13 protein-coding genes are annotated in these 13,065 nt (G+C 33.6%); all 13 read right to left on the bottom strand.

Annotation, left to right across the window (positions count from 1 at the left end):
* Positions 1-54: 54 nt before the first annotated feature.
* Positions 55-822 carry a DivIVA domain-containing protein gene (locus tag OZJ21_RS05300; protein WP_160993836.1) on the bottom strand — a complete coding sequence of 256 codons (768 nt, stop codon included), beginning with the start codon at positions 820-822 and terminating at the stop codon, positions 55-57.
* A gap of 22 nt (positions 823-844) precedes the next feature.
* The gene (locus OZJ21_RS05295; protein WP_003700445.1) at positions 845-1,633 is read right to left on the bottom strand and encodes a YlmH family RNA-binding protein; all 789 of its coding nucleotides are present in this window, start codon (positions 1,631-1,633) and stop codon (positions 845-847) included.
* 2 nt (positions 1,634-1,635) lie between these two features.
* Positions 1,636-1,893 (bottom strand): YggT family protein, encoded by a 258-nt coding sequence (locus OZJ21_RS05290; RefSeq protein WP_003700446.1) that lies wholly within the window; start codon positions 1,891-1,893, stop codon positions 1,636-1,638.
* 27 nt (positions 1,894-1,920) lie between these two features.
* Positions 1,921-2,373 (bottom strand): cell division protein SepF, encoded by a 453-nt coding sequence (locus tag OZJ21_RS05285; protein WP_003703335.1) that lies wholly within the window; start codon positions 2,371-2,373, stop codon positions 1,921-1,923.
* 24 nt (positions 2,374-2,397) lie between these two features.
* Positions 2,398-3,651: a cell division protein FtsZ gene (gene ftsZ, locus OZJ21_RS05280; protein WP_003710313.1), complete on the bottom strand. Its 1,254-nt coding sequence runs from the start codon at positions 3,649-3,651 to the stop codon at positions 2,398-2,400.
* Between the two features lie 25 nt (positions 3,652-3,676).
* Complete coding sequence (gene ftsA / locus OZJ21_RS05275; protein WP_034990383.1) at positions 3,677-5,071, bottom strand: cell division protein FtsA; 1,395 nt, start codon at positions 5,069-5,071, stop codon at positions 3,677-3,679.
* A 138-nt stretch (positions 5,072-5,209) separates the two neighbouring features.
* A complete protein-coding gene (locus tag OZJ21_RS05270) occupies positions 5,210-6,067 on the bottom strand; it encodes a cell division protein FtsQ/DivIB (protein ID WP_268857535.1) in 858 nt (285 codons plus the stop codon).
* Positions 6,068-6,101: 34 nt separating this feature from the next.
* A complete protein-coding gene (gene murG, locus OZJ21_RS05265) occupies positions 6,102-7,199 on the bottom strand; it encodes an undecaprenyldiphospho-muramoylpentapeptide beta-N-acetylglucosaminyltransferase (protein ID WP_003706448.1) in 1,098 nt (365 codons plus the stop codon).
* Complete coding sequence (gene murD / locus OZJ21_RS05260; protein WP_268857534.1) at positions 7,200-8,576, bottom strand: UDP-N-acetylmuramoyl-L-alanine--D-glutamate ligase; 1,377 nt, start codon at positions 8,574-8,576, stop codon at positions 7,200-7,202. It abuts the gene before it with no gap.
* Between the two features lie 28 nt (positions 8,577-8,604).
* Positions 8,605-9,573, bottom strand: coding sequence for a phospho-N-acetylmuramoyl-pentapeptide-transferase (mraY, locus tag OZJ21_RS05255; RefSeq protein ID WP_442916308.1), 969 nt, complete (start codon positions 9,571-9,573; stop codon positions 8,605-8,607).
* 10 nt (positions 9,574-9,583) lie between these two features.
* Positions 9,584-11,740: a penicillin-binding transpeptidase domain-containing protein gene (locus tag OZJ21_RS05250; protein WP_268857533.1), complete on the bottom strand. Its 2,157-nt coding sequence runs from the start codon at positions 11,738-11,740 to the stop codon at positions 9,584-9,586.
* The gene (gene ftsL, locus OZJ21_RS05245; protein WP_003700455.1) at positions 11,737-12,093 is read right to left on the bottom strand and encodes a cell division protein FtsL; all 357 of its coding nucleotides are present in this window, start codon (positions 12,091-12,093) and stop codon (positions 11,737-11,739) included. The genes OZJ21_RS05250 and ftsL overlap by 4 nt, the downstream gene beginning before the upstream one ends.
* Before the next feature lie 20 nt (positions 12,094-12,113).
* Positions 12,114-13,058, bottom strand: a complete 945-nt coding sequence (rsmH, locus tag OZJ21_RS05240) for a 16S rRNA (cytosine(1402)-N(4))-methyltransferase RsmH (RefSeq protein ID WP_268857532.1) — start codon at positions 13,056-13,058, stop codon at positions 12,114-12,116.
* Positions 13,059-13,065 lie beyond the last annotated feature (7 nt).

Raw genomic sequence — 13,065 nt, 5'->3', positions numbered from 1 at the left:
GACCATCGACTCGCTGCCTATATAATATGATTTTCGCGTTCTTTCAGAAATAAATTAATCTTCAGGAGCAAAGTGCTTTCCTTGAGGTTGATCATCATCAGGGAAAATAACAACAGTTTCATTTGTTTGTTGAGAAACTGATTCTTCTTGAGGTTGTTCTGGGACATCTTGAGTAACAACATCAGCTGGTGCATCAATTTGGCCTGGAACAATTACCTCTGCTCCATCACTACTTGCGTCTGATTGTACTTCATTTTGACCAAAATTGTCAAGTGAATCATCATGACGAATTGCATCTTGAATTTCTTCAAAACTACTTACATCGCCTTGCTTGAGAATTTCATCCCAGTCACTACCCTTAATTACTTCAAGTTGTGATTCCATCATTACTTGAAGTCTTTGGCGGAAGATACGAGCTTGTTTTCTCAAATCATCAGTTTCAATTGCAATCTTCTTAGCTTTTTTAGAAGCTTCATCAATGATGTGTTTTGCCTTAGCATTAGCTTGATCAATAATATCTTGACCTTGCTTTTGTGCTTCATGATTAATGATTTCAGCTTCTTTTTGTGAGTTTGCCTTAACTTTATCAGCAGCTTCTTGAGCCACAATAATTGATTGATTCAATGAATCTTTTAAATCATTGAAGTATTTCAATTTTTCTTTATTTTGTTGCAAACTATCTGCTAATCTGTCATTTTCTTTTAAAGTATTTTCATAGTCTTTAATAATTTGATCTAAGAAATCATTAACTTCATCTTGATCATAGCCACGTAATTTTACATGAAATTCTTTATTATGAATATCTAAAGGGGTCAAAGCCATCCCCAACACCTCCAAAAACGTATCAGTTATTCTTCTCCAATACAGAAACTCTAATTCTTAATTTATCCTTACGAGTTACACCTAATAGGTCATCGATCCTAAGTCTACCATAACCACGAATCGATAATATATCTCCATACTTAACTTCATAGTCTGGTCTAGCAACAGTCATCCAATTTAACTGTACTTTTTCAGCTTTAATTAAATTCTTGCTACTTTCCCTTGATATGTTGAACGTAACACTAACTAAACTATCTATTCTTAGAGAAGAAGATGTTACCATTTTTTCTTGCCAATTTAACTCTGGAACTACAATTTCATCGAGTGGTGCATCTTCAAGTCTAACTTTAATCTTACCCACTCTATCAATTTGCAATCTGAAGTAGTCACTTACTTCTTTTTCACAAAGGAATTGCCAAGTATCATTTTGTTCTATTATATCACCAATTACTTCTCTATCTAACCCACTATTAGCCAAAGTTCCTAAAATTTGTCCATGAGTTAACGATGTAAATTTCACAGGATATTTAATCATAATTAATTCTAAATTAAAATCATCATCCTGTACCTCGTAATAACTTGGGTAAAATATTGCTCGTTTTCTTTCAGCATTTTCATAACCACCACTAAAAGAAACTTTTACATCTTGATTTTTATGTATCAACGACTGAGCAATATATTGTTCCCTTGGATTCAGGAAATGCGTTAATATTGGTCGATATTCGTTTTCTGCCTGCATAATGTAATCAGACAATTGTGAAATTAATGGTTCTTCATCTTTTCTAAAATGCTGCAAAATGTTACTATCCATGATTAATAAAGTCCTAACAGTCCAAGTATAAAGTCTACACCCCATTCAACAGGTTGTAGAACAATTAACGCTACTACTGGTGCAAAACTCAAACCAGCAATTGGTGGAATGAAGTTAAACAAACTTAAATATGGTTCAACTATCTTTCCTAACCATTGACCTAACTTAGTTTGATATGCACCTGGAAACCATGACATTAATACATAAATTAAGATTAATGTCGAATACAGATTAAAAATTCTATCAACTAAAAATATCAATTAATTACTCCTAACCTATACCTAATATCATCTACCTGTAAGATTAGACAAATCTCCTTCGATCTTAAAATTTTTAGGGGTGCACAAGAATATTTTTTCACCTATTCTTTGCATGTCACCATTAACAGCAAAAATTAAGCCCGAAAGAAAATCTATTACACGATGAATTTGATTTTCATCCATTTTTCTAAAATTAACAATCACAGCTCTACCATTTAAAATCATCTTACCGATATTCTTAACGTCTGAAAAAACACTTGGATCAAAGACCATGATCTTTTGTTCTCTTTGAACTGTTGTACTATTGTTTTTAGAACTCATCAAAGACATCACCTGTCTATTATTATCTTTTTCTGGTTCAGAAGCTCTATTAACATCAGTATTAGTACTGACTGCTTGTTTGCTATCAGTAACTTCCTCGTAATACTCTTCTTCTGGAACTCCATTGAACCAATTACTTAGCTTTTCACTTAATGACATCTTAACACTCCTTCAAAGGAAATCTTAACGACGACGGCGACGTAAGAATGGTGGTGTATTTAAAGAATCATCGTTGCTATCATCTGCATCTGAATCAGCTTGGAACACATCGAAATCTTTCTTTTCAACGTTTTGGAAATCATTTCCACGTTCATTTTGTGTAGCTTGACGAGGATTATTCATTTCACGACTTAAATCCCAATCACCTAATGGATCTCCTTGACTTCTAGTTGTTGTTTCATTCACACCAGTTGTTGAATGATTAATACCTGCATTGTTAAGTGGATTACTCATTCTTGTACGCTTTGGTGCTTCTTTTTTCTTTTTATCAATACCAGTTGCAATAACTGTTACGATAACTGAATCTTCAAGTTCTTCATTGATAGAAGTACCGAAAATAATGTTAATATCACTTGTAGCAGCTTGAGCCACAATATCTGAAGCATCTTGTGCTTCAAATAAACTTAGGTCTGGACCACCTGTGATGTTAAGTAAAACTTGTTCTGCACCGTCAATTGATACTTCCAATAAAGGTGAAGAAATAGCTTTCTTTGTAGCTTCTGCTGTTCTATTTTCTCCGTTAGCAGTACCAATACCCATTAAAGCAGAACCTTGATTTTGCATAACAGTCTTAACATCAGCAAAGTCCAAGTTAACGTAACCAGGTGATGTAATTAAATCAGAAATACCTTGTACACCTTGACGTAATACGTTATCTGCTTCTTGGAATGCTTGCAACATTGGTGTCTTCTTATCTACGATTTCTAATAAGCGGTTGTTAGCGATGATAACTAAAGTATCAACGTGTTCTTTCATTTGTGCTACACCCTCAGCAGCAAATCTTGCACGCTTTGGTCCTTCAAAACTGAATGGGCGTGTAACAACACCAACTGTTAAAGCACCTTGTTCTTTAGCAATCTTTGCAATAATAGGAGCAGCACCTGTACCTGTACCGCCACCCATACCAGCAGTAACAAAAATCATATCTGCACCGGAAAGAGCTTCGGCAATTGCTTCTTCACTTTCTTGAGCAGCTTTACTACCGATCTCAGGATTGGAACCTGCACCTAATCCACGTGTTAATTTAGGTCCTAATTGAATTTTTGTTTCAGCGTTTGAATGTTGTAAAGCTTGAACATCAGTATTAGCTACAATAAACTCAACACCTTTAACATCATCAGCAATCATACGGTTAACAGCGTTACCACCTGCACCACCAACACCGATTACTTTTATATTTGCGCCTGTATTTTGACTTGAATCTAATGAATATTCCATTGCCATTCTTTTACCCTCCAATTAATTAGTCAAAGAAAGATTCCATAAAATTCTTAGCTTTCGACAATATACCATTTTTCTTTTTATTTTGCTTATGCTTAGGTTGTGTTTCTTGTAAGTCTTGAGGTTCAACATCTGCAGTTTCTACATAATCATCCACATAATCATTAGATACAGCTGTTGTATCAAAATTATTACTAATCATGCTATCAGCATATGGAATAGTATCTGCTGTTATATCAATTGTATTTCCTTCCAAACTACCTTTAACTAAGCGTTCAATATCACTCATTTTAGTTACATAGTTTACTAATCCTATCACTTGAGAGAATGATGGGAAACGTAAATTCATTTCTTGTGGAATATAAATTTTAACACTTACTCCAAAAATTTCTTCTGCTAATTCTCTAATTCCTGGTAAAGCAGCCATTCCACCAGTTAAAATTATTCCACCCGGTAATTGAAAAGCATTAACATCGTTTAAAGAACGATTTATCTTTTCAAACACCTGTCTCATACGAGCTTCTATAATTTCAGCCAAATATTCTTCTGATACTTGTTCAGGTTCTTGTTTCCCTACAACTTGTACAGGAAATACATCTTCAGAAGATGCTTGATTAGCCATTGCAAAACCATAAGTACGCTTCAAGCTTTCGGCATTCTCAATGGAAGTGTTAAGAACTACCGAAATATCTCTAGTGACATAGTCGCCACCTTCTTGATCTACATATGTATACTTTAATTTATGGTCGTGAATTACAGCTGCAGTTGTTTGTCCACCACCCATATCAATTAAAATAGATCCAAAATCTTGTTCTGCATCAGACATTGCTAATCTAGCAGTAGCCAATGGAGCTACAACAGTTGCTTTAACTTTTAAGCCTGCTTTTTGTATGCACTTCTTGATATTATGTAAAATAGTCTTAGGACCCGTATACATAACAGCGTGCATCTCCATACGAACCCCCATCATACCACGGGGATCTTTAATTCCATCGAAACCATCTACAATAAATTCATCTGGAATGATATCAATAACATCACGTTCAGGAGGAAGATTTTGTACCAAAGCAGCTTGTGTTACTTTATACACATCATTCTTCGTAATTTCTTGTGAGTTACCATTTTCATCACTGACGGAAACCATACCGTGACATTTTTCAATCTGTAGCAAATTAGCAGGTATTCCAACTGTTACTTCAGAAATATCCAAGTTAGCTTTTTTTTCAGCTTGATTAACAGCATCTCTTATTGTTGCAACAACTTGATCAATATCTACAATTACACCACGATTTAAGCCAGCAGATTTTGTATTACCGTAACCAATGATATTTGCTTGTCCTTTCACATGTTCTGCGATGATGACTTTTATTGAAGTCGTTCCGATGTCCAATCCCACATATATTTCAGAATTATCCATCATTTTGACCTCCTCTTACACTCAAATTTTAAGCTATAATTTTTGTCTATTTTTATTCATATTTAGTCAATATATAAATTTTACCACATTAAGCAATAGATGTGTACTTTACTTTGTTAAACATTTGAAACAACTTTATTACTTATTATCATAAGGATAAGCATATGCACCCACTTCTAGATCAATCACACCTTTTTTATCTAGAGCTTTAGCCATGCTTGGATAATAACTCATTTTTGTTGCTAAAGTATCTATACTTCCTATTACTTCATTTCCATCATTCATCACTAATCTCACTCGTTTAGGGTTTACCTTTGTTGGACTAGAATGTATTTCAGAAATTCCAAATCTTACTTTTTTAGGCATCTCCCCTACCTGTTGTGCTGCTTCATGTAATAAAGTTTTCTTTTTGAAATCAAGAAATAATGGGTAATTTCCATTGGTTGCCTTTTGACCTACATTCAATTCACGTCCATTTGAAGTTAACTTGTAATAAGTATTCTTTCTTTGAATATATCCGACAATATCATATTCAGTAACTTTAAATTTAACGACGTTTTTTTCAAAAGAGATATTAACATCTTTAACAGTTGCTACATCATCTTTTATACGTTGACTAATCAAAAATTTAGTAGGCACAACAGCGAATAAAGATTCGTTCTTTTTCACTTGACTAGCCTCTATAATAGCAGTTTTTGTTTGGCTATCTGTGCCTTCTATCTCTATATTACTCACTCTATTAACTGGAAGGATTGCGTATAAAGATATTACTGCACTAATTCCAAAAATTGATGCTAGAGTTATTACTCGCTTTTGGAGTCTTTTCTTTCTAAGACCGTTAAATTTAACTAAATTGCTACTTACCAAGATTTTTTTAGATTTCTTTTGTTTTTTCTCTATATTTTCTTCTCGCAACAATTGCTGTCTTTCCCAAGGCGTAAGTTCTTCATTATCTCTCATGGCTTTATTTTTAGAATCTTTTCGTTTACCAAACACGCAATCACCTCCTTTACTTTAATATCTTGAATAATTATTTATGCATTATATCTTCTAGTACTTTGATTACTTGGTTAGCTGCATCTGGAATTCCAGCTTTCTTGGCATTTTTACCCATTTGTAATCTTTTATCGGAATCATTCATAATTTCATCGATATTTCTAACTAAAGTATCCGCAGTTAAATCTTTTTCTTTAATCATCAATGCTGCATCTTTATTAACTAAACTCATCGCATTCTTTGTTTGATGGTCATTTGTTACATATGGACTTGGGATTAGAATAGTCGGAATTCCTAAGGCTGTAATTTCTGCTAAACTTGTTGCACCAGCACGACCAACAATACTTGCAACTTCAGGTAAAATTGCTGGCATATCAGCAATATAAGGCTCTATTCTAACATTATCTGGTAAGTTTTTAGCTTCATCTTTAGCCATTATTTTATCATAGTGAACTTTACCAGTAACAAATAAAACTTGATATTCTTTTTTAGCAAACTGTGGAATAGCCTTTAGAGCAGCAGCATTAATTCCTTCTGCTCCTCGAGAACCACCAAAAATCATAACTGTTGGTAAATCTTTTCTCAGCTTGTATTCTTTCTCTAATCTACCTGTATCTTTCATACCAGCAACTTGTTGGGCTCTAGGATTACCAGTAAAAACAACTTTAGATGCTGGAAAATCTTTTCTAGCATCTTCAAAGCATATTCCTACCTTATCTACAAAGCGACTTAAAAATTTATTCGTTACGCCAGCAACGCTATTTTGCTCATGAACAAAAGTTGGAATTTTCATCCTAGCTGCAGCATATACAACCGCACCACAAACATAGCCACCTGTTCCTACAACAACATCTGGTTTGAAATCACGGATAATTTTCTTGCAGTCATGCACACTTTTTAAAAAGAGATATACTGTTTTAAAATTTTCCAAAGATAAAGAGCGTTTGAAACCTTGAATTTTAATCGTCTTTAATGGAACTCCTGCTGAAGGAACAATACGACTTTCTAAACCCTTATGAGTTCCAACATATAAAATTTCTGAATCTGGTTCTTTTTGCTTAATAGCTTCTATCAATGCTAGTGCTGGATAGATATGACCTCCTGTTCCACCACCAGAAATTAATAATCGCATTTATTTTTCCTCCAACTCTTTTGTCAATTTTTCTACAGCTTCAATAAATTTATCCCCACGTACTTCAAATGTTGGCCATTGATCCCAACTAGCACAAGCTGGAGATAGTAAGATAACATCGCCTTCATTACTTACTTTATAAGCTTCAGGGACTGCAGAAACTGCATCTTTAGTTTTAATAATCTTTTCAACACCAGCTTCTTTACCAGCCTTTGCCATCAGATCAGCTGTTTCACCAAATACAATCATTGCATGAACTTTATTCTTCAATGAAGGTTCTAATTTTTCAAATGTAAATCCTCTATCTAATCCACCAGCTAATAATACTACTGGATTATTGAAACCAGCTAATGCTTTTTCAGTCGCTTCCATATTAGTAGCCTTAGAATCATTATAGAATTTTCTACCATTTAGAGTTGTTACATATTGAGTACGATGACGTACACCTGAGAATGTTGTTAAAACTTCTTTAATATCTTCATTTGACTTGCCAAATATCTTCGCAACAGCAATTGCAGCTAATGCATTCTCTACATTATGAGTACCAGGAACTTTAATATCAGCAACTGGCATTATTTTATCTTCTTTATAGAATAGATATCCATCTGCTACATAAGCACCTTTCTTAGATTTACCTAGACGAGAAAATGGAACAATTTTTGCTTTAGAACGTTGACTTAATTCTTGCCATTCTTCGTTATCCCAATTTACCACAAAGTAATCATCTTCTGTTTGATTCATAACAATACGCATCTTAGCATTAACATAATTTTCTCTTGTACCGTGGTAATCAATATGTGCTTCATATATATTTGTTAATACAGCAACTTTAGGATGATATTCTGTAATTCCTAATAATTGAAAACTAGATAATTCTGTAACTATTGTATCTTTGTTTGTTGCTTCTTGTGCCACTTGACTAGCTGGAACACCTATATTACCAGCAACATAAGCCTTATCTTCAGTTTGACCCTGATTTAGCATCAAAGAAATCATTGTTGTAGTTGTTGTCTTACCATTTGTACCTGTTACTCCTACAAATCTTGCATCACTAATTTCAAAAGCTAGTTCAGGTTCAGTAATTATCTTTATTCCCTTATCTTTAGCACCACTAACTAAAACATTTGTGTATGGTATACCAGGATTTTTAACCATTAAATCAATATTCTCTAATAATTCTAAAGGATGATTACCAGTAATAACTTCAATTCCTTCATTTTTTAGTTCATTTACTTGAGTTAAATCAGATGGTGTATTTTTATCATTTACAGTAACTTCTGCACCTAACTTTTTCAGTAACTTAGCTGCATTCACACCACTCTTACCTAATCCTAATACTAATACTTTTTTTCCACGATATTTCTCTATCATTTTCATAATACAAGACTTCCTTAATGCTTAATTTTTATAGAATAAACGCTAATGCGATTGCTGAACAAATAATTCCTATACACCAAAAAGTAATATCAATTCTCCATTCACTCCAGCCACACATTTCAAAGTGATGATGAATTGGACTCATTTTAAAAATTCTTTTGCCAGTTAACTTGAATGAGGCAACTTGTAAAATTACACTTGCTGTTTCCATAACAAAGACGAAACCTATAACTAATAAAGCTAATTCATGATGTGTCATTAGAGAAACAGCAGCCAACGCACCACCTAACGCTAATGAACCCATGTCACCCATAAAAATTTTAGCTGGTTTATGATTGAAGATAATAAAGCCAAGTAATGCACCAATTACTGTAGCACAGAATAGTAATACATCAAATTGGCCTTGATAATAAGCTATAATTCCATAGGTTGCAAAAGCTATTATTGCCTGTCCTGAAACTAGTCCGTCAATTCCATCAGTTAAGTTCACTGCATTAGAAAAACCTACTAACCAGAAAATAGCAAATAGTGTATACAACACTAATCCTAAATGTAATTCATGTCCAAATAACGCTAAAGATAATGGAAGTTTTTCATGCACAAAAACAAATACGAAAAGAAGTGCACCTACTACTTGGCCAAGAAATTTTTGCCAAGCTTTCAAACCTTCATTCTGTTTCTTCCATAATTTAATAGAATCATCCCAGAAACCTAAAAAGCCATATAAAACTAAGATAAAGGTGATTATTAATAATTTAGCATGTAAATTTTTAGTTAATAGTCCAAAAACCAAAACAACTGTAAGAATTGCTAGATTAAAAACAAATCCACCCATTGTTGGTGTACCAGATTTTTTCTGATGCCATTTTGGACCTTCTTCACGAATCATTTGTCCTTCTTTTCTTTTTCTAAAGTAGCTGATGAACATTGGTACAAAAATCACTGTCAAAATAAATGCACATACAGCCGGTGCTATAATCAATAACATTGAATTCATTTTCTCTCTCCTATTTTAATTTTACTTCAACTATATCAGATTTCTTAAGTGCTCCTCCAGCCGCTATACTTTGGTAGTATGCATAACCAGATCCAGTATAATTAACTGTAATTCCAGTTAAATCAGCCAGTTTAGCAATATCATTTCTTGACCATCCATTTATGTCTGGCATAGTTTTCGTTCCATTTGTCAATAATAATACTTTTTCTCCAGAAATAACAGTCTGATCTCCCTCGACTGATTGTTTCTCTACTTTATCACCACTACCAACTACAACAGGTACCAAGCCTTGTTTTGAAATTTTATCTTTAGCATCATCAACTGAGTTTCCAACAACATTTTCGACTTTAACTGTACCAGAATTAGTATTGTTTACTTGACTTGAATCTAAAACTTTTTTCATAATTGGGTTGAAAATAGTTGATAGATTCTTAGTAGCATCATTATTTCCAAATGATTTTGGTTGTTTTACAGTCAAATACATAATATATCTTGGATTATCGGCAGGCGCCATTCCTACAACTGATAAGATATAATTAGAACTACCGCTCAAATAACCTGTTCCGTTTGAATTAGCGATTTGGGCAGTTCCTGTTTTAGCTGCTATCTTATAGCCATCAATTGCATAATCTTGTCCAAGACCTTTTTCGTCATAGACAACAGCTTCCATCATATCTAAAACTTTCTTACTTGTTTTTGCAGTAATTGGTTTACCGACCACTTGTGTTTTTGATTTATAAACTGTTTTTCCTGTATTAGGATCAACTATTTTATCTACCAAGCGTGGCTTAACCATCTTACCCTTATTAGCAATTGCAGAAAAAGCCTGCATCATTTGAATAACAGTAACATCTATCGCTTGACCATAAGCCGTATTAGCTTGATCAAATGCATATGTGTAATTGATATTACCACTAGATTCTGCACCTAAACCTGCACCTACTGGGCGAAGTAAACCAAATTTTCTAATATAACTCATCCAGGTTTTCTTACCCATTTTTTGTTCAAGTTGAGCCATTACAGCATTAGATGAACGCATAAAGCCTTCTTTAACTGTAATATTGCCCCATCCAGAACGATTCCAGTCGTACACTGTAGATCCATCAATCACATATGATCCAGATCTATAAGTTGCATTTGAATCATAATTTCCACTATTAATTGCAGATGCAACTGTCAAAACTTTCATAGTCGATCCTGGTTCGTATGCATCCTCTAACAGTGTATTTCTCCAAACATTTGTTAAACCTTCTTTTGTTTGAGCATCAAATGTCGGACGTTGGCTAGCTGCTACTATCTTACCAGTATGTGAATCCATAACAACCGCATTAATTGATGCAGCCTTAAATTTCTTTTGCTTTTGTGTAAGTAAATTTTCTAAGGCAGTTTGAATCTTAGGATCCAATGTTGTATAGATGTCATCGCCATTTTGAACGCTTCGTTTCTTTTTAGAAGATCCCGGCAACTGAACACCGTAACTATCTGTAGCAGTATTATTTATTCCATCGCGACCAGATAATTGTTTATTAAATACTTTTTCTAGTCCCATAATACCTACTAGCTTTTTATCCTCCGATTCAGCTAACCCTATCAAATGTGAAGCAAAAACACCATTAGGATATAACCTAGACTGTGATGGTGTAAATTTTATACCTGTTAAATGATAAGAATCTATCTTTTTCTTAGTTTCAAGAGAGATATTCTTACCAACATTTCCCAATTCAACTTGATAAGTATTCTTATCTTTAGGATTCAAAATTTGTAATACTCTTTTATAACTAATATTTAAATTATCACTTAAAACTTTAGCAGCTTTCTTCTTTTGGGAATCCGGTAAATATTCTTTTTTTCCATAAGCAACTGCAGTTTTAGAGAGAACTATATATATTGAGTAAGTAGTCGTATCCTCAGCAATTGGTTGATTAGCTGCATCATATATTGTTCCACGTTTCGCTTTTATCTCAGTTTTACTTGCGTATAGCTGTTGTGTACTCTTATTTAGATCCACACCATATATTTTATGTCCTACAGCTACACGAAAAAAACGTCCGATAAAAACAATAAAAACGATAAGAACAATAAAAAATATTCCCCTCCCAAAATACTTTCGATTGTACATCATCCTTTGTTGTCTTTCTTTTATAGGACGTTTATTATTTGTGTTCATTTAGTAACATTCCTTGTATTCTTTGTATTCATCTTTAAACCACTATCTTTAGCTATTTTGCTTAGACGAGATTTACTTGATAACTCACTAATTTCCTGTTTCATATTAGTATTAGAACCTTGGATTTTTGTAATTTTGCTTGTTGTATCTTGTAAATTCAACTGTGCATTTGTTAATTTAACATTTGCTGAAATTACCATGGTAGTCATAACTCCTATCCATACCATTGATCCAGCAAACAATTTCATCATCTTACTTCTGTAAGGAGATGATTGAACTATGTATTTTTTCTCAGGCTCGTTATTATGTACTATTCTTGGTTGTTGGTTAAGTTTACGAGCTGTTTGTTCCATAACGACCACTTCCTACTACACTACAATTTTTCAATTATTCTTAATTTAGCCGAGTGAGCACGATTATTGTGTGTAATCTCATCTTCACTTGGTACTATCGGCTTTCTTGTAATCAGTTTGTACTCAACTTTTTGGCTATCCGGAATTACTGGTAATCCGGGAGGTAATTCTGGTAGACTTGTCTTCTGCTTAAACATTACCTTAACTAATCGATCCTCCAATGATTGGAAGGTAATTACACTAATACGACCACCAGGATTTAATAAATCTAAAGCTTGCTCCAAAGATTCTTCCAATGCACCTAATTCATCATTAACTGCAATCCTAATTGCCTGGAATGTTTTTTTAGCTGGATGTCCACCTTTTCTACGGGCCTTAGCCGGAATAGCTTCTTTAATAAGATCAACCAGTTGACCAGTTGTCTCAATTGGTGTTTGCTGTCTAACTTTCTCAATTCTACGAGCAATTGACTTAGCAAATTTTTCTTCACCGTAACGGAAGAAAATTCTCACTAATTGTTCATAACTCCAGTCATTTACCACATCTCTAGCTGTTAATGATTGACTTTGATCCATTCTCATATCTAGAGGAGCATCATAGTTATAACTAAAACCACGATCTGCATTGTCGAACTGCGGCGATGAGACACCCAAGTCATAGAGAATTCCATCTACTCCCAAAATATTTCTTTTATTTAACTCTTCAGAAATATTTCTAAAATTACTTTTGATAAAGTTAATCTGTCCCAGTTCATTTTCTTCTTTAAACTTATCCTTATTAAAATTAATAGCTGTTATATCTTGGTCAAATGAATATAATTTCCCATTTTCTGATAACTTACTTAGTATCAAACCACTATGACCGCCACCACCCAAGGTACAATCAACGTAAGTTCCATCTGGCTTAATATTCAGACCATCTACAGCTTCATTTAATAATACTGTAATATGCTTAAATTCAGCCATATATCCT

Source organism: Ligilactobacillus sp. UO.C109, from assembly GCF_026847815.1.
GTDB classification, from domain to species: domain Bacteria; phylum Bacillota; class Bacilli; order Lactobacillales; family Lactobacillaceae; genus Ligilactobacillus; species Ligilactobacillus salivarius.
Note: the sequence above shows the minus strand (reverse complement) of the source record. Positions and strands in the feature narration are given on the sequence as shown.

What these genes read in the sequence shown, in the direction of transcription:
- OZJ21_RS05300 (WP_160993836.1), bottom strand. Translation starts at nt 822, where the DNA reads ATGGCTTTGACCCCTTTAGATATTCATAATAAAGAATTTCATGTAAAA.
- OZJ21_RS05295 (WP_003700445.1), bottom strand. Translation starts at nt 1,633, where the DNA reads ATGGATAGTAACATTTTGCAGCATTTTAGAAAAGATGAAGAACCATTA.
- OZJ21_RS05285 (WP_003703335.1), bottom strand. Translation starts at nt 2,373, where the DNA reads ATGTCATTAAGTGAAAAGCTAAGTAATTGGTTCAATGGAGTTCCAGAA.
- ftsZ (WP_003710313.1), bottom strand. Translation starts at nt 3,651, where the DNA reads ATGGAATATTCATTAGATTCAAGTCAAAATACAGGCGCAAATATAAAA.
- ftsA (WP_034990383.1), bottom strand. Translation starts at nt 5,071, where the DNA reads ATGGATAATTCTGAAATATATGTGGGATTGGACATCGGAACGACTTCA.
- murG (WP_003706448.1), bottom strand. Translation starts at nt 7,199, where the DNA reads ATGCGATTATTAATTTCTGGTGGTGGAACAGGAGGTCATATCTATCCA.
- murD (WP_268857534.1), bottom strand. Translation starts at nt 8,576, where the DNA reads ATGAAAATGATAGAGAAATATCGTGGAAAAAAAGTATTAGTATTAGGA.
- mraY (WP_442916308.1), bottom strand. Translation starts at nt 9,573, where the DNA reads ATGAATTCAATGTTATTGATTATAGCACCGGCTGTATGTGCATTTATT.
- OZJ21_RS05250 (WP_268857533.1), bottom strand. Translation starts at nt 11,740, where the DNA reads ATGAACACAAATAATAAACGTCCTATAAAAGAAAGACAACAAAGGATG.
- ftsL (WP_003700455.1), bottom strand. Translation starts at nt 12,093, where the DNA reads ATGGAACAAACAGCTCGTAAACTTAACCAACAACCAAGAATAGTACAT.
- rsmH (WP_268857532.1), bottom strand. Translation starts at nt 13,058, where the DNA reads ATGGCTGAATTTAAGCATATTACAGTATTATTAAATGAAGCTGTAGAT.